The organism is Variovorax sp. YR266, assembly GCF_900107295.1.
GTDB lineage: Bacteria > Pseudomonadota > Gammaproteobacteria > Burkholderiales > Burkholderiaceae_C > Variovorax.
Window position 1 is genome coordinate 855,831 of the sequence record NZ_FNPM01000001.1, and the last position, 25,399, is coordinate 881,229.

Sequence of the window (25,399 nt, forward strand, 5' to 3'; positions counted from 1 at the left end):
TCACTCTATCCACCGTGTGCCTTTGCGGCCATGTCCGATCACGTCAGTAGCGTGGGGTATACGGACATTCCGATGCGGGCTTTTGCTTGCTAGCTGGCCAATGCGTTCACGGCGCTGGCGCGCGTCGAGTCGGCTCGCGACTGGTTCACGAACGTGACGGCGATAGCCCCTAGAAGCCCGGCAACCGCGATCGCCATGAAGTTCTGCTCCATGGGAAGCTTCAAGGAGACAAGCCAACCGATCAGAACCGGCGCGACGATGGCGCCGATGCGGCCAACGCCGGATGCGAAGCCCACGCCCGTCGCCCGTGTCGCGGGCGAATAGAAATCGCCGGCGTATGCATAGGCCAGGAGTTGCGTGCCCAACGTGGAAGCACCAACGATGAACACGGCCAGGAACAGCAGCTCGGTCGACTTCGTATAGGCGAGTGCGGTCAGCGATATGGCACCTACGGCATAGAAGCCGATCAGAACGTGCTTGATATTGAACTTGTCGCTCAGCAGGCCTCCACCGATCGCGCCAACAATGGCACCGACGTTGAAGACGATCACAAAGTTCAGGGCGGAGCCGAGGCTGTACCCCGCCATGGCCATCAGTTTGGTGAGCCACGAGTTCAGCGCGTAGACCACGAAAAGGCCCGTCATGAATGCGACCCAGATCATCACGGTGCTGAGCCCGCGGCCTTCCTCGAACAGGCTGCGTATGGGTGCTGCGCGCACCTTGTCGGTGGGCGATCCACCGTAGATGGCGTCCACTGCATGCAACTGCTCAGGCGCAATCCTTGCCGCCATCGCCCTGAGCTGTCGTTGGTCACCCTTCTTGACGAGGAACGACAGCGACTCCGGCATCGTCTTGAGGATGAGCGGGATCAGAAGCACAGGGAGCCCTGCCACGTAGAAAACCCACTGCCACCCGTAGCCTTCGATGAGTTGCTTGGCGGTCAGGGCGACAAGAATGCCGCCCACTGAATAGCCGGCAAACACCAGAGTCACCAGGCGTGTGCGCAGATTCGATGGAGCGAATTCGCCCATCTGCGCCGTCACGATGGGGAGCACGCCCCCGATGCCCAGGCCGGCGATGAAGCGGGCGACGCTGAAGCTGATCGGGTCGTTGGTCAAACCGGCCGCAGCGGTGAAAAGGCTGAAGAGCGCAACGCACACCGCGATCATGCGAGGGCGCCCGATTCGATCCGCCAAGGTGCCAAGAAAGATGGCCCCCAGCATCGTGCCGAGCAGCGCGGAGCCGGCCATGACGCCGGCGCTCGTTGCATCGACCCCCATGTCTTTCATGATCGACGGGAGCGCTGCCCCGACGACGGCCAGGTCATAGCCATCGATGATGAGGATCAGCACGCACCAGAAAAGAACGAGCCCGTGGAATCCATTGAAGCGCGATCGACCCGCCAAGGCGTGCACATCGACTTGTTGCATGTTGTCTCCTGTCGTTAGTGTTGGCCGCTTTGTGCGGCGTCGACCGGAGGTTATTTCTGCAACTCTTCGGTGCCCATGCCCAACGGCCTCGATATGGGCGGGGCGTCAGGACACGGGAGCTACGGGCGCGGTGAGCATTCCTGCGTCGTGTTGCTGGAGGAGCGATAGGTGCCGGGGCTGACGCCAGTCCACTTCTTGAAGGCGCGATGGAACGCACTCGTTTCCTGGAATCCAGTCTGAGCGGCAACCTCCGCCACGGTCAGCGACGCGCTCGAGAGCAAGTCAATGGCGATGTCCCGGCGCAGGTCGTCCTTCAACCGTTGATAGCTCAACCCTTCTTGTTGCAGCCTGCGTTGTAGGGTTGTACTGGAAAGGCGTAATTCCCGAGCGATCTTTTCCAGCTCCGGCCACTCGTCCGGCATCCGGCTGCGCAAACTCTTTCGGATCTGGGCGCTTGTACTGGCGTCGTTGCGGTATTGAACCAGCAGGTTGGCTGGCGCCGCCCGCAGAAAGCTGTCGACCGTCTCGGGCGTCTCCGCGATCTTCAGGTCCAGCAGGTCGCTCGCGAACACGATGTGCGTGGTCTTGGCATTGAAGCTCACGTTGTCGCAAAACCGTGTGCGGTAGTGGCTGTCGTCGGCGGGAGGCGCGCACCGAAACTGCATCTCGCTCAAGGGAATGCGCCGATGCACAAGCCAGCATGCCAGGCCGTGCACGAGGATGAACCAGGTGCCGTAGCCGAACAGCCGGCGCAGCACGCCGCCGTCGTGGAGGATCACGCGAGCTTCGCTTTCCGTACGGATCAACTCGCCACGAAAATCGTCCAGCGTCGATCGAAGAAATCTGAGAATGCGGCGCAGGGCGTGTTCGAGGTTGTGCGAGCTGACAGCGGCACGGGTCATGAGCGCATAGCTTCCCCGCCGAAGCCCGTGGCTGTCCAAGCCGAAGAATTCGTCGTCCATCAGATCGGCAAGCGCGACCCACATGCGCGAATACGCCGCTGCGGAGATGCGCGCGCGAGGAGAATTCAGCAACTCGCGATCCAGCTTGGCGAGCTCAAGGACATGGGTGATCTCCATGTTGCGAAGCTGCGCGGCATGAAGCGCTTCATGCACGAGTTCGATCCCGATGGTTCCCTTCAGTCCTGCGGACTTCATGCTCGTCTCCGGCGAATGGCTTTGATCAGGTGTGCGCGCTCAGCACGATCCAGGGCGGGCGGCAACGCCTCCCGGTTGCGCCGCTGGCGGCACCACGCTGCCCCAAGTCTAGGCGAGTGCGCTTCGCTCGATCCCACGACTTTGACGACGGTTGCAGACTTGTTCGGACTGCCAACGCACCGGAGGGCGAGATTGACCGCCGTCGAGAACCATGTGATCGAACTGCTTCCCGCGAAGGACCGGCGGCGCTTCCTCGCCATCTGCGAACCCATTCCATTGATCTTGGCCGACGTGCTCTGCTCGCCCGGCGAGTACACGCGCTACGCCTATTTCCCCACGGAAGGCTTTATTTCGCTGTTGACGTTGACCGGAGGCAGCCCTGAGCTCGAAGTCGGGAGGGTCGGGCGCGAGGGCATGCTGAGCGCGCAAATCGTGCTGGGGGTGGGCACAACGCCCCTGCGTGCGGTTGTGCAAGGTGCGGGGACGGCATGGCGCGTCGACGCGGGTGCCTTCCGCAAGGAGCTCGAACGCAGCGTGGCCTTGCAGCGCGTGCTGAGTCGCTACCTCTACGTGCTGATGGCCCAGCTGACAACCTCGGCCGCATGTCTTCGCTTCCATCAGATCGGCCCACGTCCGGCCCGGTGGCTGCTGATGAGCCAGGACCGAGCCCACTGCGACAGCTTTCGCGTGACGCATGAATTCCTGGCCTACATGCTCGGCGTGCGACGCGTGGGCATCACCGTGGCTGCCAACGCCTTGCAGCACAGCGGGCTGATTGCTTACCACCGTGGCGATCTCAAGGTGCTTGATCGCAGCGGCCTGGAAGCGGCAGCGTGCGGCTGCTACGCGGCCGATCGGGGCGTTTCCGTCATGGCCGCACAGCCGCAGCTGGGGTTACGGTCCGAGCGGCATTCTCGGCGTCGTCGTGCTCGTGCTGATCGTCTTGTTGTTGACGGGACGCCTCTAGGCACTGCGGTGCAAGCGAGTTCATCAACCGGCGACGTCGACCTGCATCGATGCGAGGATCTGCAATGCCCATGCAATTGCTCGAGCGGCTTTGCTCCGCAGATATGCCAGTGACCATCGACGTGCACGAGGACATCGAGAAATGTGATTTGCTGCGCGCTGCAAGACTGATAGAGGCAGATCTTCCGCCGTTCATGCACTACCAAGGGCGAACAACTTACTCCGGTCAGGCCACGGTGATACGGGTGACGGCCAAGGGCGAAGCGGCCTTGAGGATGCGTGCTTGTTCCCTGTTGAACTCGACACAGCGCTCTGCCGATCTGGAGGCGTCGGACGCACGATAACGGGACGGGCTTGGCTGCTGCGCCAACAAGCTGACGCGGTGTCTACCTACAACAGGGCCTCCTCGAAAGCACGACCTTCTACAGGACATTGGCAATGCGCCCCCGCATTCGATGTCGATATCCGCAGGAGGCTCCCCAAAATGACGCTTGCCGTTTTTATTGTGGAAGACGAGCCATTGATCCAAGACAGCCTCAAGGTTGTGCTCGAGGGCTACTTGCAGGCCGAGGTAATAGGTACTGCGCTCTCCGAGACCGAAGCTGTGGCCTGGCTCCAGGCGAATGAAGAGGCATGGCAGCTTCTCGTCGTGGACCTGTTGCTGAAACATGGCACAGGGCTCGGCGTGTTGGCCGCCCTTTCAGCGCTCGGCGGGAAGAGAGGGATCGTGGTGGCGTTGACCAATGCGGCTTCTCCAGACAACCGTGCGGAGTGCATTCGTCTGGGCGCCGATGCGGTCTTCGATAAGGCAGCAGAGGTCAATGAGTTCCTCGCCTATTGCGCTGCCGTGCATTGACGGGAGGTCCCATTGATGCGCGCCTGCAAGCGCAGACAGCTATTTGTATCTTTTCGTACAAGCGCACACTCCGTCCGCCTACAGCCAGTTGCCATAAGCAATAAAAAATCCCTCTCCATGGTGGAACTGGAAAACTCAGATCAACACGGATTGGCGGCCCAAGCTGCCGAATGGCGCCGACGAGCGCTTCGTGGCGATCGAGATGCCCGAGGCATCGCCCACGCGCTCGAAGTGGAAGTCCGACGGCTTCGCGGCAGTGCTCCTGCAATGAATCACGAACTAGACACCCGCCCTCTCGCTATTTGGGCCGCTGCACGGCCCTGGTGGAAGCGTTGGTAAGGCGGCGGATCGGCCATTGCATTCCCCTGTTTTTGAAAGAAGGCATCACGCTGTGCGGCCGCAGGGGTTTGGGGGCGCGACTGCCAAGTTCTTGCCGGGAAGCTGCGTCGACATGAATTGCGCGGATGGCGGCAGAGTGCGGACCTATGTCGGCGGATCCGTTTTGAATAAACCTCGAACGTTGAGCACGGCCAGGCAAACCTGAAGCGCAACGAGTGCCGTGGCAGATGTGTGCAAGGCCCAGACCACCCACAGCATATTGCTGAACAGGAAAATCCAGAAGCCGATATTCCTGCGTCGCTTCGCGCTGGATGCGACTAGCCAAGCAGCCGTGAGAGATGCGATGAACGCCGGCCATTGGATCAGATCAAGGGCTTCACTCACGGCGTCACCCGCCAGCAATTGCCGGTCGCATCGCGGCACCTGCGGATTCGGCCAGGCGTTGCGCCACGGCATTCAGCAGCGCGCCCGCAAAGCCGCCACGCGCCCGTGCATCGGTGCGAGCGCTGGTCACGACCCGCGGCAGCGAAGTCCAGGATACGCTGCAGCCGGCATCGACCAGCGCATTCACCAGGGCGACGTCCTCGCTGCACGCGAGGTGCCTGAACCCGCCGACGCGAAGATACGCCGCCGCCGAGACGCCGAGGTTTGCGCCATGCACATGGCGATGAGATTCGCAGTCGAAATAGGTCTCCCGGAAATGTGCCTCGAGCAGCGCTGCATGGCTCCCGTGAGGCGACCAGTCCAGCACGGACACCGTTCCACATACAACATCTGTCTGAAGAGAAAGTTGGGCCGCCAGCCAGTCTTCCGAGACCAGCGTGTCGGCATCGGTGAACGCAAGCCATCTCGCGCCCCTTGCCAGGAGAGCCTTCGCACCCACGGCCCGAGCCACTCCGACATTTCGCGCGCGAATGGTGACGGTCATGGCGCCACAGCTGGACGCCAGAATGCCAGTGGCGTCCGTGCAGTCGTCCAGCACCACGATCGTCTCCACGGGCTCCCCCATCAGTGCGGGGTGCTGCGATGCGATGCGCACTGACGACAGGCATCCGCGAATGAGCTGCTCTTCGTTGTGCGCCGGGATGACGATACCTAGCATGGTTGAGATCTCGTGCCGTTGTAGATCGGATTGCCTGCCAAGTACCGAAGATAGAGAGCCGCCCGTACACGCCACGTCAGGAGAAACGCGGCGGGTCTGTAGGCGACAGACATCCGGGCTCGACGAAGGAAAACAGCCGCTCGAAGCGGGCGGCTGGACTACGCGCGGGCCATTGCACGGGTGCTAGAAGTCGATCTTCCAAATTCAGGAGCGTACCCATGGCAGCATCAAAGAACGGCAAGTCAAAGGCGGCAGGCTCGCCGACTTCGCCAACCCCGGCGTCAGCGAAGGAAGTGAAGCCGAACCTGCATCAGCAGAGCCACGAGACGCAACGGTACGGGGAAATCATCAAGCTCCCCAACGGGCTGTCGGAGAAGGTCTGCAAGCAAAGCGTGGCGCTGCTGAACCAGTGCCTGGCTGACACGATCACGCTGCGCGACATGTACAAGAAGCATCACTGGCAGGTAGTGGGCCCGACCTTCAACCAGTTGCACCTCATGTACGACCAGCACTACGAAGGCCAGGTGCTGCTGGTAGACATCGTTGCCGAACGGATTCAGCTGCTTGGCGGCGTTGCGCTCGCCATGGCGCCCGACATCGCCGAAGCCACCAAGATCGCCAGGCCGCCGCGCGGGCGCGAACCGGCTGCCGTGCAATTGCGCCGGCTGGCCGAGGCGCATGAGCAGATCATCATCTCGGCGCGCGATGCGGCCGAGCAGGTCGACAAGTCCGGCGACGCCGGCAGCAACGACGTGTTCGTCAGCAACGTGCTTCGCACCAACGAACTGCAAGTGTGGTTCCTGACCGAGCACTTGGTCGCCGCCTCGCCGGTGACTGCCTGACGCCGACCGGTGGTGCCAAAGGCTCCGTGCGATAGCCGCTACTTCACATGTCCGAACCCGCGCTCGCCGATGCCTTGCGGCAACTGCAGCTTCGCCACGGGCGCGACCTCGCGCTGAAGCATCTGGTCGACGCGGGCATCGACGTGCTGCCAAGACCGGGTGCCGGCCGGACCCTGGCGCGCTGGCGTGTGCTGGCCGATGTGGCAGCCCATGACCTTTCGTTGGTGAAGCTGTTCGAAGGGCACGCCGATGCTCTCGCCATCCTTGCCGAACTCGGCGCCGCGTCGGCCGCACCCGCGGGTGCGCGCTGGGGCACCTGGTGCGCGGAGCCGCCCGACGCGCGCGTGGTGCTCGACGCGACAGAAGGCCATCGCATCCGCCTGACGGGCACCAAGGCCTGGTGCTCGGGCGCCGCGAGCGTGACTCACGCCGTCGTGAGCTGCTGGAATGCGGCCGGCGAACCGTGCCTTGCGGCTGTGGCCATGGATCAGCCCGGTGTTCGGGTGACCGGCAATGGCTGGCATGCCGTCGGCATGGCAGCGAGCGCCAGTGTCGATGTGCGGTTCGACCGCGCAGTGGCCGCGCAGATCGGGCGGCCCGGCGACTACGTCAACCGCGCCGGCTTCTGGCAGGGTGGCGCCGGCATCGCGGCATGTTGGTTCGGGGGCGCGTTCGGCATTGCGCGCGCGGTTCATCAGCGCGCGGGACCGGTGCCGGACGCCCATCGCCTCGCGCACATTGGCGCCATCGAAGTGGCCTTGAACGCCGCCGCGGCGCAACTGCGAGAAGCCGCGGCCTGGATCGACCGGCACCCCGAAGACAACGCACAGCGCATCGCCTTGCGCGCACGCCTCACTGTCGAGCAGGCCACCAACGTCGTCATGCACCACGCAGGCCGCGCGGTCGGCGCCGGCCCGCTGTGCCGCGACCCGCACTTCGCCCACGCGATGGCGGATCTGCCCGTGTTCCTTCGCCAGAGCCACGCCGAGCGCGATCTTGCGGCGCTCGGCCAGCTCGCCGCGAACGAGAAAGAGGAGCCTTCGTCATGGACGCTGTAGCACGCCGCGCCATCCGGGGCGAGGGCACCACCGAGATCGAGTGGTGCCGCTGGCCCGGCCTTGCACGTCTGCCCGCGATCGCGCCGCAAGAGCTGGTTCCGCAAAGCGCACGCGCCGTGGTCGTCGCGCCCCACCCCGACGACGAGGTGCTCTCGGTCGGCGGCCTGCTCGCGCTGCTGGCCGACTGCGGCAGGCCCGTTGAAGTGATCGCCGTCACCGACGGCACTGCCAGTCACCGCGGCTCGACCGAATGGCCCGTCGAACGGCTCGCGCGTACCCGGCCACGGGAGAGCCGAAAGGCACTGCACTGCCTGGGCCTGGCCATCGAGCCCGCACGGCTAGGCCTGCCCGACGGCGGCCTGAAGGGGCTGCGCGCCTTGCTCGCGGCCGAGCTCGTGTCTCTTCTCCGGCCCGGTGACGTGGTGTTCACCACATGGCGCCAGGACGGCCATCCCGACCACGAAGCGACTGGCGAGGCCTGCGCGCTGGCGGCCGCGAGCACGGGCGCCAGGCTGGTGGAAGTGCCCGTCTGGGGCTGGCACTGGTCCCGTCCCGGCGATAGGCGCATGCCCTGGCAACGCGCCTTCAGGCTCCCGCTGAGCGAAGAGGCCGTACGGCGCAAGCGCATGGCAGTCAAAGCGTTCACCAGCCAGTTGCGGCGCGATGCGTCCACTGGCTCGGGCCCGGTGCTTCGCGCCACCACCGTCCAGCGCGCGGCGCGCCCCTTCGAGGTGCTCTTCCTTTGAGCAGCGGCAATGAATGACCAGCGGCCCTATTTCGAATCGCTCTACGCGGCCAGCGAAGACCCCTACGCGCTGCGCCACCGCTGGTACGAGGCTCGCAAGCGGGCGCTGCTGCTGGCCGCCTTGCCGCAGGAGCGCTACCGAAGCGGCTACGAGCCCGGCTGCGGCATCGGCGAACTCACGCTCGCCCTTTCACAACGCTGCGACCATCTGCTGGCAAGTGACTTCTCGGCGCATGCCGTGGACATTGCGCGCAAGAGCACCGGCGGGCTCGCCAACGTGCATGTCGCGCACCATGTGCTGCCCGCCGACTGGCCCCGCGAAGCCGGCCGCTTCGACCTCATCGTGCTGAGCGAAGTGGGCTACTTCCTCGACCGCAACGACATGCACCTGCTGGCCGCCTGCTGCCAAGACACTCTGGAGGCCGACGGCACCCTCGTGGCCTGCGACTGGCGGCCCGATTTCGCACAGCGCAGGCTTCCCACGCAGGAAGTACACGGCGCGCTGGCCTCGCTCGGCCTGGCACGCCTGGCGTTCCATGAGGAAGACGACTTCGTGCTCCAGGTCTGGACACGCGATGGCCGCTCGGTGGCTGAGCGTGAGGGCATCCGGTAATCGGCATCGTCGTTCCCGCTCACAACGGGAGGCGCGCGTCGGCGCGACGCTCAAGGCCATCCTGCAGTTGACGACGAATCCGGCGCTGCGCGGTAACTCGCCTGCTGCATGAAGACTACGGGCTTGCCGCGAAAGCGGTCCGCCCTCATGTCTCCGATAGCGAGCGGAGAATTCTCAGGCGTTCCTGTGTGGCTCTCAGGACGGATTCAGAAGACCAGGGGGGCAGTGCAGTGGCATGGTCTTCCATCTCGGTGCATAGGGTCGCGTCCAGTACCGGCATCAACCCGTTCATCAGCCTTGTCTCGACTGCAAGCACGACAGCGCGGTGCAGCGTGCTTGGCAGGACGCGTCCGTTCAGATAGTCAAAGACCAACGTTTCGGCAGCAAACAAGGAAAGTGACATGGCGCGGGCCTATCGACATGACGCCACAGTAGCAGTGGCCGCGGTCGAAGTCTGTTCGATACCGCGCCTATGCGTCACCGTTCAGGGTCTGGTCCAAACACCCGCCCGCGTTCACTGCCCTGCATTGCCTCGAGGCCGTCGCCGACGAAGACTGGGGCGTGCCATGCGTTCTATGCCGAAGCGCGCGTTGACCAAGGCGGAGGGCCGAGTCGCAGCGGGCGCGCATGTTCGGTATCGCACAGACAAGACGCACTCGACCGTCTACAAATATGGAGCGCAAAAGGTCTTGCACACTTTGCCGGGCGCTTCAGCAAGCGCGCAGTGAATGCATTGCGACCTCTAATTTTGAGGGCAAAGAAAGGTTCATATGAACACGCTCTTCAATATCAAGACTTCGATTCTTGTTGTCTTCATGCTGGTACTGCCAATGGCACAGGCAGCGACGATGACCAAGGCCGAGTATCAGGCCGGCAAGACCCGCATCAGCGCGGACGTCAAGGCCGACAAGGCGGCGTGCGTCCCCTTGGCTGACAACGCCAAGGACATCTGCATCGAAGAAGCCAAGGCCAAGGAGAAAGCTGCGCGCGCCGAACTGAAGTACGGCTATACCGCCAAGTCCAGCGACCGGAACAAGGTGCTGGTTGCGAAGGCGGAGGCGGGCTATGCAGTCGCCAAGGAAAAGTGCGATGACCAGTCGGGCAATGCCAAGGACGTGTGCGTCCAGGAGGCCAAGGCTCTCAAGACCAAGGCGCTGGCCAACGCCAAGATGGGCAAGGAAATCGGTGAGGCCAAGGTCGACGCCAGCCAGGCAAAGCGCGATGCAGACTACAAGGTCGCTACCGAGAAGTGCGACAGTATGTCGGGTGATGCCAAGGCAAGTTGCGCGGCCGCCGCCAAGACAAAGTTTGGGAAGAGCTGAATCTGGGGAACGCTGAAGGATGCTTCACTGTGGAAGCCTGCAAGCCCAATCGTCTCTGGTCGACCACGAATGACTTGGTCGAGAACGACATCGCGAGCCTCGCCCAAAACATGAGGCAATGCGAGCGCGCACTTGGCCGTGTCCCGCGACTGCGATCGGCGGTGCAAACTGTGCGAATCGAGATCGGGGCGCACATCGTGACGTCGGCGTGCCTCGGGAGTGCCGTTGGGGCCTCCCTGGTGCTGGCGTTCGTTCACTTGGGATTCCTCTAGTTCCCTTTTTCCCGCCTTGGCTTGGTTGTCGATGTCTGTGCGCAAGTTCTCATCAAGCGCGGGCCTCTCTTCGCGTTCCAGCCGCGCTGCAGCAACCTCGGCGACCGTGCCATGGTCACTCAGGCCTGACACGAGCGGGAGCGGCGAAGTCTGGCACATCGATGACCAAACCAGGATCGAACGCCTTGTTCTCAACCCTGCCACTCCAGTTCACGTAGCCGCGCGGGTTGCGCACGACGCGGCAAGACCGGACTCGATAGTCGCATTGCTGATGCGTGTGGCCGTGGGACCCAGAGCACGGGCACATCAAAGAGAGCATCCGGAAGCTCGCTGACGCGCCAGCTCCGGCTTACAACGTGACATTTGGGAACGTTCTTCACCGTAGAGATGTGCGCGGCGTCGCACGACAGGGCGTTGGATACGCATCAGGGCGATTTCTCGCTCTCCAGGAGATGAAATGACGTTTTCGCGAACCGTTTTCAAGCTAGCTGCTGCGGGTTTCGTTGCCGCCGGTACCTTGTTTATCGCCGCATCGGCCAATGCGGGCACGAGTTGGTCCATTGGCGTCAGCGTACCCGGCGTGGTCGTGAGCGAGCCCGCACCGGTCTACTACGCGCCCGAGCCTGCTTATTCACGTCCAGCCCCGACCTACTATCAGCCTGCACAGCCGGTGTACTCCGTTCCGGCACCCGTCTACTACGAACCTCGCTCTCATTGGGAGGAACGTCGTGCAGAGCGATGGGAAGAGCGTCGCGCGGAGCGTCGTGAATGGCGCCGCCGGCAATGGGAGCGCGAGCAGCACCGCCGCTACTACGAAGATCGTGACTGATCTTCGGGGTCATCGGTGTGCATAGTTTTTGAGCCGCTGTCGCTCAAGCAATACATGCCTGCAAGCTGACTAAGCATGAAGAGCGACAGCGGTCGGCATCGAGGCGGGTCCCTGAGCGGCTTTTTTCTCCCTGGCCTCTACCAGCGCCGAACCGCTGTCGAGAGGCAGTGTGCGCGCCCCCATCAGAGCCAACGTGAAGTCTGTGCGGGAGTTCCGCGAAACGATACCTGCCGTCCCGTGAGGTGCGACCTCGATACCTCCGATGAGATCTCAAGGAGGCCAAAGTAATCCTTTCGAGGAGCAATCACAGAAGCCAGAAATGGACATTTGATTGCTTCATTGAACATGTCGTTACGCTCGTTCCGATCATTGCCACACAGCGCAATGCATCCGAATTCAAAAGAATTAACGAGGGTCACGCATGCATTTCGACGCGACTGCCGCGCACGGTAGCTCCAGCCATCGCCAGCTCAAGCGACTCGCCCTGCAAGGCGCTGCAGTGCTCACGCTGCTGGGCATTTCCGGATGGGCCCAGGCGGCCTGCTCACTGAACTTCACATCGCCCAGCAAGGGCGCGAAGGTCACCTCGCCCAACATCACGGTGTTTGGGACCGGCGGCGGCGATGCCACCACCGGTGACGCCGGCACCGTGACCGCCACACTCAACGGTTCGCCCTTCTTCAGCTACTCCGGTTCCTTCACCGCCGTCGTGTCGTTCCTGGAAGGACGCGGCGTGCCCGTCACGCTGCGTTCCGGCCCGAACTACCTGGCAGTCTCCGGCAGCGTCGGTGGATGCAGTGCGTCGGACTACATGACGGTCTACTACGACACCTCCGACGTCATTCCGCGCAAGAACAAGGGCGACGGCACCGAGCGCAACGGACCGCAGTCGTGCACCGGCAACCCCATCAACTTCGCGATGGGCAACAAGGTGCAGGAGGAAGAAGACTTCCGCAGCGCGTCCACGCAATATCCACTCCGGTTCGCACGCATCTTCAACAGCGCCGACGGCTACTGGCGCTACTCGTACGCCATGCGCCTGAGGATCAGTGCGACCGAGGCGGTGCTGCTCCATGCGAACGGACGGGAATCGCCGTTCGCACGCAGCGGCTCGACCATCACGCCCGATGCGGACGAGCTCGGCACGCTCACGCAAACGGGTTCCGGCTGGCTTTATGTCGACGTGGACAACACCCGGTACGAGTTCAACACCACCGGCCGCCTGACGAAGCAGACCCATCCCGATGGCTGGTATCACAGCCTCTCTTACGGCACCGACGGCGCCGTGACCGTGACGGACGGATTCGGCAACAGCATCGGCTACACGGAAGACGCCCACTTCCAGCCGCGTACGCTGACCACGCCCAACTTCAGCGTCGCCTACAACTACGACACCGCCAACCGACTCACCTCCGTCACGAAGACCGCCGGCTCAGCCGTGACGAGCCGCACCTACCACTACGAGAACACCTCCAACCCGCGTTTCCTGACGGGTGTGACCGACGAGCTCGGTGTGCGCTTCGCCACCTACGCCTACGACTCGCTGGGTCGCGCAACGAGCACCACGCACGCAGGCAATGCCGGGCTCACGCAAGTGGCCTACAACGCCAACGGCACGACGACCGTGACCGATCCGGTGGGCCGGGCCACGACCTATCACTACGTCGTCGTCAATGGCGTCAAGCGCATCTCCCAGATCCAGGGCGAGCCGGCACCGGGCTGCCCGGCCAGCAACTCGTCGTTCACCTACGACGCCCGAGGCCTGCTGTCGAGCCAGACCAACGCGACCGGCAGCGTCACCAGCTTCACCTACAACACCCGAGGCCTGGAGGCTTCGCGCACGGAAGCGCTCGGCGCACCCGAGCAAAGAGCCATTGCCACGACCTGGGACACCACGCTGCCGGTGCCCACGCTCATCGCGCGGACCGGCCAGGAGGCTGCGTACACCTACGACACGAGCGGCAAGCTGCTCACCGAGACAATCACCGACACCGGCGGCACATTCGGCACCGCTCGCACAAGCCAGCGGACCTACACGACCGAAGGTCTGGTCCATACGCACACCGAAGCCAATGGTGCTGTCACCACCTACGCGTACGACACCCGTGGGAATGTGCAGAGCGCGACCAACGCGCTGGGCCACATCACCGCCTACACCTACGACACGGCCAATCGCCTCACGAGTCAGACGGACCCGAACGGCCTGGTCACCACTTTCACGTGGGATGCGTACGACCGGCTGCTCACGCGCACCGTGGGTACGGGACCTGGGCAGACCACGACCCTGACCTATCACCCCACCGGCACGATTGCGACCACCTCGCTGCCGACCGGGCTGGTCACCAGCTACACCTATGACGCTGCGCAACGCCTGACCGGCTGGAGCAACAACCGTGGCGAGAGCGGCACCTACACCCTCGATGCGGCCGGCAACCGCCTGACGGAGCAGACACTCAACAGTTCCGGCTCGATCGCGTGGACGACTGCGCGCACGATCAACAAGCTCAACCGCGTCGCCACCCAGACGCAAGGGACCAATCAGAACGAGAGCTTCAGCTACGACGCGAGTGGTGATCGCATCGCCCAGACCAATGGGCTGAACCAGACCATGAGCTGGAGCCTCGACGCGCTGGCCCGCGTCAAGACCATCACTGACGCGGCCAACGCCAGTGCCGGCCTCGGCTACAACGAGCTCGATGCCATCACCCAGGCCAGCGACTTCAACGCCATCGCCACCAGCTACAGCCGCGACGCGCTGGGCAACGCCACCGCAGAAGCCAGCGCCGACAGTGGCCCTCGCAGCAGCCAGTACGACGCCCTCGGCCTGCCCAGCCAGATCATCGATGCGCTCGGCCAGGCCACGAGCATCACCCGCGATGAGCTGGGACGTCCGACCAGCCTCGTCTTCGCCGACGGCAAGACCACGACCTTGCGCTACGACCTGAGCACCAACAGCAAGGGCTACCTCAGCGAGATCATCGACCGCTCCGGCATCACGGAGTACACGCGAGACATCCACGGGCGCGTCACTCTCAAGAAGCAAACCCTGGCGACAGGCGCAACTACGGGCAGCGTTCAGCAAGTTGCCTATACCTACAACACCGCCACCGGCCAACTCGCCAGCGTCACGTATCCGGGCGGTGGCGTGCTCAGCCACTTCTACGACACGACCGGCCGCCTCGTGCAACTCGGCTGGAACGGTGCCCCGCTGATCGACGCCGTCACCTGGAATGCCCTGGGCCAGCCCACGGGATGGAACTGGGCCTTCACCAGCACCAGCCCGAAGTTCGCGGCCAACCGCAGCTACGACAGCGCCGCGCGTCTCACCCAAACCGAGTTCAGCAGCTACACCTACGACGCGGCCGGGCGCATCGGCAGCCTTACGCAGAACCTGTGGGGCCCTGCCGACAGCGATCCGGCTCACAGCACCATTGCAGTGGCCGACAACACCTGGATAGTCGGTTACAGCGCGACGGGCCGCATCGTCAGCTTCACTGGTCCTGGCGACAGCGCCAGCTTCAGTTATGACGCCAACGGCAACCGGATGGCGAGTACCCGGGTTCTGGCAGGCCAGACCACCAGCCGCGGCTACACCCTGGAGCCGGGCAGCAACCGGCTCGCGGGCTTCAGCCAGACCATCAACGGCACCAGCAGCACCAGCGTCGCCTATGGCTACAACGCCAATGGCGACCTGACGAGCGATGGCCTCAGAAGCTATGGCTACGACGCGGAAGGCCGCCTGGCCACGGCCACCACGGGCGCCAACGATGTCAGCCCGACCACGCGCTACGCGCACAACGCCTTGGGCCAGCGCGTGTTCAAGACCGAACCGCTGTATCCGCCCAGCCAGGGCGATGAGAACGACCCCGGCTTCTGGAACAGTCTCATGGCGTTCTTCACCAAGCTGTGGAGCCCGACCACGACACAAGCCGAGCAGCTCGGCTACGCCTATGTCTACGACGAACAGGGCAGCCTGATTGCGGAGGTGGGCAGCGGCGGCACGAACAGTTCGGGCGAGGCGCAGTACATCTACCTGCCGACGGCCAATGGGCCGATGCCGATCGTCGCCGTGGTCAATGGCACCACGTATGCGGTGCACAGCGATCACCTGAACACGCCCCGGAAGCTCACCGACGCGAGCGGACAGGCAGTCTGGCAATGGGGCTACAGCGCGTTCGGAGAGGACAAGCCGACGCTGGCGAAGAACCGGTTCGCCAATCTGGAGGTGACACCGAATCCAGGCACGACCAGCATCTCCGAAGTGAAGTTCAACCTGCGGTATCCGGGGCAGTACGCGGACGAGGAGTCGGGACTGTTCTACAACTACTTTCGCAGCTACGACGCGAGGTTGGGGCGCTACAGCCAGCCGGACCCGATCGGGCTGGATGGTGGGTGGAATCGGTTCGGCTATGTCGATGCGAATCCGCTGGGCTTCACGGATCCGGAAGGCCTGAGGAACCTGCGGCAGGCGACGCCGGGAGGCAACGCCTACAACCGACGCCAGTGGGAACGGCATGGCCCCGGGTCCATCCAGACACCGCAGAGCAATCTTCCACGCAGTGCTGCGTATGAGGCTGGGGCAAACATGACCCAGACCCCCAACCCTGCATACCCAGGGGCTCCCTTGGATTTGCCATGTGTCCAGTGGGATTGCTCGAGCGGATCGGTCTGCAGGCCCAATGACATCAAGAGTTCGACGGACTTTCTGCCTCCTGCACGCTCCACCGCCGATGCGCCTGCGGGGTGTCGCTGTATATCGGCGGGCAGAGATCCCGCGTTTCAGCTTCCGTACGATCCGAGCATCGATCCCTATAGCAACGCGAAGGACGTGAAAGACAACTGGCGCTCCGGTACCAGATTGCTCCGGCGATGAAAGGAATCTTGTTCTTCACTGGTTGCGCACTGATCGCCATCGCGATGGGCATGCCAGAAGGTTTGCCAACGCATAGCGGTGGGATGAAGTCACCGCTTCCTTATTTCTTCTACTGGCTGACACGTCTCATCGACCCTTGGGGAGGGAAGTACTTGGTCGTGCTTGTTGGCTTGGCCATGGTCGTTTCCTCCTTCTTCATCCCCAGGCGTTCGCGCGAATCGAAAGGCGACGGCGATCAGTAGCCGGAGGCGTCGATGCTGTTACGAGGCGAGTCGGTTGCCTTTCTTTGGCCGACGAAGTGCCGTGTTCGGTCTTGTTCTGGGATTTATCGGAATGGCTGTGGATTTCCGCCCTCGCTCGACCCACATTTCCATCGAGCGTTGACCCGTTGCAATGTCCTTCCTGAGCATTGTTCATCAGGCAGGCTGAATGCTGCATGCGGCTCAACGCCTCACGGAAAACTGGGGCGCTTCGAGATGGAAATCAACACCCAGGAGTGTTTACGACTCTATTGCCCCGTTTACGACTTTATTGAGCCAGATCAACCAGTTGATCGGAGCTAATAAAGTCGGAAACCGCGCATGAGCATCCATGCGTTCTGGCAACGAAACGAAAACAGCTTCAGGGATCTTAATGTCGTAAATAGCATCGGCCCGCTTCCCGGTCGGCTTCCCGGGTCGTAAACGACGCCCTTGACGCACTGGAAGAATATCCTGCTTTAAAGACCCGTTGACATTTTTTTCCAGTCCCGTCCTCGATGCTTGCTGTCCTCAAGATCCTTCCGAATGAATTTGCTCCTGCTTACATCAAAGCCCTCTTTCGGTTCAATCACCCGAGGCCGCCACGCTACCGAGACTTGCATGTCCCTTGGTCGCTCCGCAAGTGGTATGTCGGAAACTGTTCAATAGGTGATCTCTCATTGCTCGGAGGTGTCCCGCTTCGTGATCTCCTCAAAGAGCACACACTTCTTCACTTTTTTAATGATTTGGCGCTGAGCAAGCATCAACGCGGGGAGAGTGTTGACGACTCGACAATCGCTTCATCGCCTGTAATGCACTTACCTCGTCAACAGGCATTCCTATGTCCCTGCTGCGTGGAGAACGACATCGATAGATTTGGCCGCAGCTACTGGCACGCTGACCATCAACTTCCCGGTATCTATGAATGCCCGACTCACGAAGGTGCGTCTTTGAGAGCTGTCGACAACTGGGATCACCAGGAGTTCTGGTTCTCGCCTGGAGAGATACAGCTCGAATCGTTTGTGCAGCCAGGTTGGTTGGAGTGGATGCGACATGACGTAATTCACTGCTATGAGGCGATTGCCTTTTTTATGGCACGCTGGGAAGGCAATCTGAATCGCCACGACCTTGTGCCACTGTTCAGAAGCAGGCTAAGTAAATTTGGTGTCCGTTCGGATCTACCACACTTTGTGATGTCAAAGTATCCTGACGCTTGGCTTGAAAGTTTGATCGCTTCGTGGAACAAAACCGTCACGTCGCCGCGTTACGGGTTGACCGCCCTGTCCAATACATTTGGGATCAACCGCGCACGTCGAGTGTTCGTCTGCGTTGTCGCTGCGGTTCTTTGGCCCACCCCAACCGAAGGTATTGCAGCTCTGACCGCGCTGGATATTACTGACTGACGTCTCAGCAGCGGCGCCAACTGGCTCGGCGCACCGTCCCCGGGGCCGTCACGCAGTTTGATGCCCGCTCCCTCCAAGATGATCTGCGCAGCCTTGGCAGCAAGTGGCACGACTGACCGCGCTGTCTGGTGGCTAGGGGCCGCACGCTTTGTCCCACGGCGCTCACCTTTCTTGTGAAGGCGTTTTGAAGCAGCAAGCAAACGCCGTCGAACACGGCAGGGACTACGCGCCCCGTGCGCGTGTAGCGGGACATGCACTTCTTCCATCTCGAAGCCCATCAACTCATGCTTGCTCTCGAATTCGTTTGTGCCAGTAGTCGAATACGATGCTAACTTATTGATTTTAAACAGTATTTTTTGCATCCATGGCACAATCAGGCCATGCATCCATGCGCCTCGACCATGCACCGTCACCGCAGCAATCCACTCTATGAAATTGGATAAAGCGCGATCAGACGGTCACGAAAGTGCGACTCAAGCCTGGAAAAAATTTCGCAGCACAGGCACCACGGCTGCGGACTGGGCAGATGCACACGGCTTCAGCCGCGCCTTGGTGTACGCAGTCCTCCGAGGTGAGCGCAAGTGCCTGCGAGGACAGTCACATGCGATCGCGGTCGCGCTCGGACTCAAGCGCGACTGATCTCACTGCTTTCAGAAAGACCGCCTCCTATATGACATAGCCGAACACTCGACACGCCATGAAAAAAGCAGACGCAGCTGGTAGCACAGCGGCGTCTGCTTGTCTGCGCCCCGAAAGATGCCTCGTCGCATCTTCGGGTGAATCGTTGGAGCAACCCAACCGAGTTCAGTAGTTACCGCCTGAATTTTAGCCTCGTCTCCGCGAGGCAGGGTTGCTTTGTTTGTTCAATTTCATTCACTCGGCGACGAGTTCGCTGAGGGATGAAGCTCGCTCTGAAAGAGTGGCCATGAAAAACGCGCATCCTTCTTTTCCTCGAGGTCTGTCATGAGGACGACCAAGAGATTCACACCCAAAGTGCTTGCCCGCTACATGTCTCAAGGCCGAAGCACTGGCACCCTTGAAGATTTCATACCCTGGCATCGCGTTTCCCGCGGCGACCCCTCCAGCGAGGGGCGATCGCATCTTCTCTACTGGCGCGATCGATTTCGCGAACTGCTCAGCGACGGTGAATGGAAGGGCGAACTTTTCATCATTCTGATGCCGAATGTCTTCGACAGTCGCGAGCAATTCAAGTTGTCACTCAGCGCTGCTCCGCATGAACTGCAAAGCTATGACGTCGCGGCGCCAGGCGGTCTCTTCGATGGCACGTTAAAAATTGCGGCGGAGCTCGGCTTCAGGCATCCGACAGTCTCGGGCGACGGCGAAGTCCGTGACTGGGAATTCACCACTGACAACCTGCTCACGTTGATATCCCCCAGTGGCGTCAAGTATCTGTTGGCCGTCTCTTTCAAGTACGGGAGATTTGATGCACTGAAACCTCGAAAGCAACAACTGCTTGCGATCGAGCGAGAGTACTGGCGCCGGCGTGGCGTCGAGTGGCTTCTGATTACCCCCCAAGAATACGACAACACTGTTGCGAACTGCCTGAGATGCAGTTCCGGTTGGGGTTTCATATCAGAGCCCCTTCCAGCCTTAGTCTTGAGCAAGGCCTCGGCTGTCGCAAAGGCAGCAGCTGGCGCATCCTTGACACACATACTGCAGGAGATATGCGCGCGTCTCCAGGTGAACCTGGAAACCGCTCAGCACGCGTTCTGGCAATCCGTGTGGAAAGGTCAACTCCTGCTTGACCTGCGCCGCAGTTGGCGCCCCTCCGCACCCGTGCGTCTTCTCAATCAAGCGGATTTCGACGCGCTCAATCCACTGATCTCCAGGAGGTCAGCATGGAAGATTTGAGTTTCGGCTTGGCGTTCAACGCCACCATCAAGATCGACGACGCAAGCGGGATCGGTGGAATTTATCGCGTTGTCTTCGCCGACAAACTGCTTGATGAGATTGCGCTCGCACGCCTGGACGCGCCCAACGAGGAAGAGAAACCTTCACGCGGCGGGCGTCGCAAGGCGGAGCAAACCAAGAAGCCGCGCAAGAAACCTCCAATGCCGTTGGTGGGGAAACTCAAGTGGGAGTCGTTCGAGAGAGTCTCTCAATTACTCGATGCTGATCTCGCGAGAACCGTGCACATTGAATCCGATCGGATCGATCTACCTATCGCCGGAACTGAGGATCACAAGATCTTCGCTACGCGGTGCAGTGCGATGGAGCCCTTCCTCGATTTCGACAATTTCAAGACCGAGATTCTTGCCTCTCGCGGAATTTCCTCGCTGGTGCGCGCTGCATGCGAAAAGTCAGGGCTCTCAGAGCCCGCAATCTATAAGTACTTCTCTCTTCTTTGCCGGCTTGGTTTCGTCGACCTCAGCCTCGTGAGTCGCAAGGACCGCTGCGGCGCGCCTGGGAAGGTTCGCCGTGTGGATCCCGATACTGCCGAAAAGAAGGGGCGAGAAAAGGCGGGGCGCAAGACCAACTCGCAACGGATCGAGAAACTCATCACTGGGACCGACATGAAGCCGGAACAACCAGGCATGAGCACCCAATGGGCAAACATGATCCTGGCGGCTGACGATGAGATTCCCTGCCCCAAACCGGCTATGCCGCGGCGCTGCCGGATCATCCTTGAAAAGCGTTTCGTCACGAAATTAAAGGAGATCGACGGCACGTATACGCCGGTCAATCCCGAGAAGGGAACCTACCCCACGGCCAAACAGATCAGGCGAGTTCTCGAGGAGACAAAGCCGCTGTTGCTGCGCGCCCTCGAACTCACGACAAAGGGGCACTATCAGCGCAGCATGCGAAGCATGACGGGCAAAAGCTGGCAGGGAGTTGCTGGGCCAGGACATACGTGGGCAGTGGACTCGACCATCGCGGACATGTACCTGCGCTCTACCGTCAACCGCGCATGGATCATTGGACGCCCGATCGTTTATATCTTTGTCGATATATGGTCAACCGCTATTGTGGGATTTTTGGTATGCCTTGAGGGGCCGAGTTGGGCAATGGCCAAACAGGGCCTCTTCAGTTGCCTTGCACAACCCGACCTGATGAACTCGATACGCGGCTTCGAAGCCATCCAGTCTTTGGCGCCCTATCCAACATTGCCTGTATATCTTCTTTGCGACCGTGGAGAGTACCTCTCGAAGGGTGCATCGGAGACGGCGTTCGGCTTGAAGCTCAGCATGCAGTACGCGCCGCCCTACCGCCCGGATCTGAAAGGTCTCGTCGAGGTGCTTCACCGCATTCAGAAAGACCAGCAGTTCCTCTTTATCCCAGGCGCGATCGACAGGCGACGCGCGGAACTTGAGCTCCGCAATTTCGACATGAGGAAAGCCGTGTACACGCTTCCCGAATACGTGAACTACCTGAGCATCTGCTTTGCCAACTACAACCTGACTGCCAATCGCGCCTCCCGTCTCGACGTTGAGATGATCGCAGCGGGCGTACGGCCTTCGCCTGGTGGGCTTTGGCATTTTGGCCACAGTGTGGGTATCGGCACCACGCGTGCAATGAATGAGTCCGATCTGATCACGAAACTGCTGCCCTCCGGCAACGCGAACGTCACTCGCCACGGCATCAAATTCGGCGGCCTGGAGTACGTTTCTTCCATCGCAACGGAACTGCAGTGGACGGGTCTTGCCCGGAACTTCGGCGCGTGGGGGATGAATGCGCACCACTACACCGGGAGCGTTTCCCGTGTCTGGGCCCCCAACCCCCTGGAGCACGGGATGATGGAAATGCATCTCTCCGACTACACACGCGCAACGCCAGAAAATTCGTGGGATGAGGTCCGCGACGCTTTCGTGTATCACACCCTCCCCAATCATGATCGCCAGCACGACATCACGATGGCAAATCTGGACATGGAGCGCCAGATGCAGGCGCTCCTTGATGCAGCCAAGGAACGCACTCGGGAGGCACTTGCAGCGCACAGTGGTCCTGTTCCGAGCTCGACCGAGGCCAGGGCCATGGAACACAGCAGCACGCCGGCGCTCGTTGTTCCAGCCGCTCGCAATGGATTCAGCAAAAACGACGCCGTGCACGGACTGTTCGACACCCAGAACGACATGGCGGCCAAGCTCCTCGACCTAATGAACATGTCGGAGGACCAGCATGCCGTATGAGGATCCCTATCCTAACAATTGCCTGAACGCTGCCTTGGGGCCCTACCTGTCAGCGGAGCAAATTCTTCAAGCTCACCTGAATCGCCTACCCAAAATCCCTGCCGCAATCGCAGAAATCCCTCGGAATGTCCGCATGCACTTTCTCATGCGATTGAACGAGGCGCATTTTCCCTCCTCCCATGATGTTGAATTCTTCACAACCGTCGATCTGGCTCTGCGGGCCAGCTACGGCCGACGCAACCCCGGCGACGCCCGCACGTGGGCTGTTATCGGAAAGGAAAGGCCGCGATTGGATGGAGGGCATCCGGCAAAGCTGATCGGTGTCGTTGGCGTGCCAGGGGCTGGAAAGAGTCAACTCATCTTTGCTGCACGCTCGATTTATCCCTCCCAAATCGTCACACACGAGAGCTTTCCAAATATCAACGGCCCATTCGCGCAGCTGGCCCACCTGTCGATCAATATCCCCGCATCTGGCAAGCTCGTTGATCTCGCACGCACGCTGATGCTCTCGTCGGACAGGGCAATGGGCACCGAGCGATTCACAGAAGTACTCGGCCGCACCAGACCCGATGCGTCCGCGCTGTTCGACGAGTGGCTGCAGTTCGCCGAGTCTCGATTCCTCGGTATTCTTCATCTCGATGAGGTTCAGAACCTTTTCAAGTTCGAGACGCTCAAGAAGCGATCGAAAAAGAGTGATGGCGACAGGCCGAAGCTGCGCATCGCCGACGACACCGCCCTCAAGCGGATCCTGACGCTCTCCAACACGTCGGATTTCGTCCTGGTGCTCTCGGGGTCGCCAGATGGCATGGCGGCGCTGCAGACGCGCTTGAGTACCGCCGGTCGTTTCGTCGTGGGCGGGTGGCACGAGCTGCACGTCTTCGACGATCCGAACGATAAGCGTTTTCGCGGCACATTCTTGAAGCCGCTGCTGCGTTACCAGTATGTGCGAGACAAACTGGTCGAGTCTGATGACTTGGCTATTACCATCATCGAACTCACCGCAGGAGTTCCTCGGTTCATCATCGCGCTCTGGATTGCAGCCCATCGGGTCGCGTTTGCCCGGCATGCCTCGTCCGACCTCCAGGTCGATGACCTTCAAATCGATGACCTGAAGGTCGCGGCCAGCCTCTACTTGACCCCGATCACGCCCGCCATCCAAGCGCTTCGGAGTCGTGATCCGGCACTCATGCGCCGGTACGAGGACCTTTTGCCGGACGACACCATGTTCTGGTCGGGCTTTTGGACTCGGATAAGCACTGGCGAGCCACCCAAGCCTCAGGCGACTTAGCTTCCCAGCAATGCGCGCTCGATCGCGCGCCGCGTCAGCGGCAGGCGATCGAGTGCGCGCAGCTTCGCTTTCAGATCGGGTAGTTCCTGAAGAAGCTCTGGGAGCTTCAGCGACCGACGGTCCGCTTTCCTCTCGAACAGTTGCAGCGCGGCGAGTTGGACCGCTTGGGACAACTCAATATCGCGCTGATCCCAACGGATGGAACTGTTGTTTCCTGGCGTCCTGGCCGCTGACACAGGCAGGTTTGCATCCAACCATGATCTCTCGTTGCGATACAGGTAGGCATACGCAGCCGGTTCCATTGCCCGGGCCAGTTTGATCCCGATTCCAGGGTGCTCCTGGATACAACGCAGCCAGGCGGCCTGGGCTTTGCCAGATGCCTGCTTCCGGCGCGCGGCATGCCAGGCGAGACGAAGACCGGTTTCGGTTCTCAATAGCTTGGTAATCGCGACCTCGGAGACGTTCGCAGCTCGAGCGACGCTTTGCTTATCTTCGCCAGCGAGGAGCTTTGCAATCGCCGACACGCGGATGTCGTCTTTCAATCGCTTGGGGCGGCGCTTGACGTGCAAGCCCATCTCGCTCGCCCAAGCCATTGCCGTTTCCGTCTGAACGCCGAGTTGCGTGGCCGCTGCTCGCATCGACAAGCCCTGACGCTGGACGAGTTCGGCCAGTTTCAGCCTGGCTGCTTGCCTCGCGTTTTCTTGGCTTGCTGCGTGAGGCTGCGACCCGGGGTGCGCCTCTTCGAGGTTGTCTTCCAGCAAGGCGGCGTCATTCAATTGACGGTAGGCATCAAGGAACCGGTCGCCGTCACCATACAACCAAACAATGATCGCGACATGCCGCAGAGGGTGCGTTCCCTCTATCGGGGTGCGAAGCAACGCCGAAAGCTGCGTCTTAGCCGCCGAAGCCGTTGCAGCGAAAGCACGAAGTTCCGCGCATTCGCGCGCCGGTTTGATGAAGCTCACAAAATCGGGGGCCAAATCCTTAAGTCGAAGGGATCCACCGGGCGAGATCCAACCTCGACGCGCGATTTCATGGCGATAGAGAAGATGGAGGCGATCTGAAGAGAGATAGCCATCCGTCGTACCCCGAACCAGCGCAAGCGAAGTATTCGTGAACTGCATCAATCGATCGATCGTCGCGTCCGTCCAAAGTGGCGGCGTGACGTGCCTGAACTGGGCTGCATCCGGAAGGTGCCAATGAAAGCGCTCGACGCCGGTGGCTTTGAGCAAAGACTCCCTGAGCGGCTCTTCATGGCTCGGGCAAATCCAAACTCCCGGGTACTGGTGCTCGAGATGCCAGTACGCCCAACCGGTTCGCTCTCGGTCCCCCTGCATGCACCTCTGGCAGGCCTTCAAGGGATGATTCGCACGGAACCGGCTCGTCAGAATTCCCAATCGCAGTTTAAGGTGCGCAACATTCCGAGATGTCATTCGTTCGACCGCCGCATCCGTTTCGGATGGGCCTATGAATGCCCTGTAGTACGCAAGCAGGGTGCGATCTCTTGCAATGCTGTCGGCCGATCCGAGCCGTCCTAGGGTTCGCTCTTCGAAGTGGTCTAGCCCAGATGGTAGATCGTGGCCGCTGCCGATGCGCGTCGCCCCAAATAGAACACGCGCGGTATCGCTTGCCAGACGATATCCCCAGTAACGATGGAGCCGACTGGATAGGCTGAAGAAACTCTCCCCAGGTAACCACTCGAGCAACGGCTCCTCTAGGCCCGAGAACATTTGCTCCGGACGATCAAGCAGGCGGCCACTCATATAGAACTCATTTGCATCAGTCTGCTCTGTTCAGCCAGCGCAAAGTCGATCCACAGAAAAGTTCGAGAGGGCACAGATTTTCTGCTTTAACTTAGTCGATACCTAAAAGTTGTTATCAGTACTGCGTGTTTGATCGGAGAAGCAGACGGGCGAG

General features: G+C 61.3%; 21 protein-coding genes and 2 pseudogenes. 17 read left to right on the forward strand and 6 right to left on the reverse strand.

Annotation, left to right across the window (positions count from 1 at the left end; translation table 11 throughout):
* Positions 1-89: 89 nt before the first annotated feature.
* Positions 90-1,430 (reverse strand): MFS transporter, encoded by a 1,341-nt coding sequence (locus BLW48_RS03920; protein WP_093172762.1) that lies wholly within the window; start codon positions 1,428-1,430, stop codon positions 90-92.
* Between the two features lie 119 nt (positions 1,431-1,549).
* Positions 1,550-2,587 carry an AraC family transcriptional regulator gene (locus BLW48_RS03925; protein ID WP_093172764.1) on the reverse strand — a complete coding sequence of 346 codons (1,038 nt, stop codon included), beginning with the start codon at positions 2,585-2,587 and terminating at the stop codon, positions 1,550-1,552.
* 576 nt (positions 2,588-3,163) lie between these two features.
* Between BLW48_RS03925 and BLW48_RS35765 the strand changes: the two are divergent.
* From BLW48_RS35765 to BLW48_RS03945, 4 genes and pseudogenes are all read left to right on the forward strand, one after another.
* Positions 3,164-3,403, forward strand: a pseudogene (locus tag BLW48_RS35765) (Crp/Fnr family transcriptional regulator); the annotation flags it as partial.
* 37 nt (positions 3,404-3,440) lie between these two features.
* Positions 3,441-3,554 carry a DUF3309 family protein gene (locus BLW48_RS03935; protein ID WP_256330708.1) on the forward strand — a complete coding sequence of 38 codons (114 nt, stop codon included), beginning with the start codon at positions 3,441-3,443 and terminating at the stop codon, positions 3,552-3,554.
* A gap of 109 nt (positions 3,555-3,663) precedes the next feature.
* Positions 3,664-3,897, forward strand: coding sequence for a hypothetical protein (locus BLW48_RS03940; RefSeq protein WP_143047717.1), 234 nt, complete (start codon positions 3,664-3,666; stop codon positions 3,895-3,897).
* A gap of 140 nt (positions 3,898-4,037) precedes the next feature.
* Positions 4,038-4,409: a response regulator gene (locus BLW48_RS03945; protein WP_093083011.1), complete on the forward strand. Its 372-nt coding sequence runs from the start codon at positions 4,038-4,040 to the stop codon at positions 4,407-4,409.
* 483 nt (positions 4,410-4,892) lie between these two features.
* On the opposite strand, the gene BLW48_RS03955 is transcribed toward BLW48_RS03945, so the two are convergent.
* Both BLW48_RS03955 and BLW48_RS03960 read right to left on the reverse strand, forming a co-directional pair.
* On the reverse strand, positions 4,893-5,132 hold the full coding sequence (locus tag BLW48_RS03955; RefSeq protein WP_093173260.1) for a hypothetical protein: 240 nt from the start codon (positions 5,130-5,132) through the stop codon (positions 4,893-4,895).
* Between the two features lie 4 nt (positions 5,133-5,136).
* Positions 5,137-5,850, reverse strand: a complete 714-nt coding sequence (locus tag BLW48_RS03960) for a glycosyltransferase family 2 protein (protein ID WP_093083016.1) — start codon at positions 5,848-5,850, stop codon at positions 5,137-5,139.
* Between the two features lie 218 nt (positions 5,851-6,068).
* Between BLW48_RS03960 and BLW48_RS03965 the strand changes: the two genes are divergently transcribed.
* From BLW48_RS03965 to BLW48_RS04035, 13 genes are all read left to right on the forward strand, one after another.
* Positions 6,069-6,692: a Dps family protein gene (locus tag BLW48_RS03965; RefSeq protein WP_093172770.1), complete on the forward strand. Its 624-nt coding sequence runs from the start codon at positions 6,069-6,071 to the stop codon at positions 6,690-6,692.
* Between the two features lie 47 nt (positions 6,693-6,739).
* The gene (locus BLW48_RS03970; protein ID WP_093172772.1) at positions 6,740-7,750 is read left to right on the forward strand and encodes an acyl-CoA dehydrogenase family protein; all 1,011 of its coding nucleotides are present in this window, start codon (positions 6,740-6,742) and stop codon (positions 7,748-7,750) included.
* Complete coding sequence (locus BLW48_RS03975) at positions 7,738-8,496, forward strand: PIG-L deacetylase family protein (RefSeq protein WP_093172774.1); 759 nt, start codon at positions 7,738-7,740, stop codon at positions 8,494-8,496. The genes BLW48_RS03970 and BLW48_RS03975 overlap by 13 nt, the downstream gene beginning before the upstream one ends.
* 9 nt (positions 8,497-8,505) lie before the next feature.
* Positions 8,506-9,108 (forward strand): methyltransferase domain-containing protein, encoded by a 603-nt coding sequence (locus BLW48_RS03980; protein ID WP_093172776.1) that lies wholly within the window; start codon positions 8,506-8,508, stop codon positions 9,106-9,108.
* 770 nt (positions 9,109-9,878) lie between these two features.
* A complete protein-coding gene (locus BLW48_RS03985; protein WP_093172778.1) occupies positions 9,879-10,430 on the forward strand; it encodes a hypothetical protein in 552 nt (183 codons plus the stop codon).
* 729 nt (positions 10,431-11,159) lie between these two features.
* Positions 11,160-11,531, forward strand: coding sequence for a hypothetical protein (locus tag BLW48_RS04000; RefSeq protein WP_093172780.1), 372 nt, complete (start codon positions 11,160-11,162; stop codon positions 11,529-11,531).
* Positions 11,532-11,952: 421 nt separating this feature from the next.
* Complete coding sequence (locus tag BLW48_RS04005; protein WP_093172782.1) at positions 11,953-16,404, forward strand: RHS repeat-associated core domain-containing protein; 4,452 nt, start codon at positions 11,953-11,955, stop codon at positions 16,402-16,404.
* On the forward strand, positions 16,401-16,646 hold the full coding sequence (locus BLW48_RS04010) for a hypothetical protein (RefSeq protein ID WP_093078682.1): 246 nt from the start codon (positions 16,401-16,403) through the stop codon (positions 16,644-16,646). The genes BLW48_RS04005 and BLW48_RS04010 overlap by 4 nt, the downstream gene beginning before the upstream one ends.
* A 515-nt stretch (positions 16,647-17,161) precedes the next feature.
* Positions 17,162-18,046 carry a TniQ family protein gene (locus tag BLW48_RS04015; RefSeq protein WP_093172784.1) on the forward strand — a complete coding sequence of 295 codons (885 nt, stop codon included), beginning with the start codon at positions 17,162-17,164 and terminating at the stop codon, positions 18,044-18,046.
* A gap of 429 nt (positions 18,047-18,475) precedes the next feature.
* On the forward strand, positions 18,476-18,685 hold the full coding sequence (locus tag BLW48_RS04020; RefSeq protein WP_093172786.1) for a DNA-binding protein: 210 nt from the start codon (positions 18,476-18,478) through the stop codon (positions 18,683-18,685).
* A gap of 324 nt (positions 18,686-19,009) precedes the next feature.
* Entirely contained in the window at positions 19,010-19,918 is a 909-nt protein-coding gene (locus tag BLW48_RS04025) for a TnsA endonuclease N-terminal domain-containing protein (protein ID WP_093172788.1), read from the forward strand.
* Positions 19,906-22,194 (forward strand): DDE-type integrase/transposase/recombinase, encoded by a 2,289-nt coding sequence (locus BLW48_RS04030; protein WP_093172790.1) that lies wholly within the window; start codon positions 19,906-19,908, stop codon positions 22,192-22,194. Before BLW48_RS04025 ends, BLW48_RS04030 begins: the two co-directional genes overlap by 13 nt.
* Before the next feature lie 133 nt (positions 22,195-22,327).
* A complete protein-coding gene (locus tag BLW48_RS04035) occupies positions 22,328-23,482 on the forward strand; it encodes an AAA family ATPase (RefSeq protein ID WP_177142254.1) in 1,155 nt (384 codons plus the stop codon).
* Here BLW48_RS04035 and BLW48_RS04040 read toward each other — a convergent pair.
* Positions 23,479-24,714 carry a TnsD family Tn7-like transposition protein gene (locus BLW48_RS04040; protein WP_256330695.1) on the reverse strand — a complete coding sequence of 412 codons (1,236 nt, stop codon included), beginning with the start codon at positions 24,712-24,714 and terminating at the stop codon, positions 23,479-23,481. The two genes, BLW48_RS04035 and BLW48_RS04040, sit on opposite strands and share 4 nt — an antisense overlap.
* Before the next feature lie 21 nt (positions 24,715-24,735).
* Positions 24,736-25,245, reverse strand: a pseudogene (locus BLW48_RS36050) (TniQ family protein); the annotation flags it as partial.
* Between the last annotated feature and the right edge of the window lie 154 nt (positions 25,246-25,399).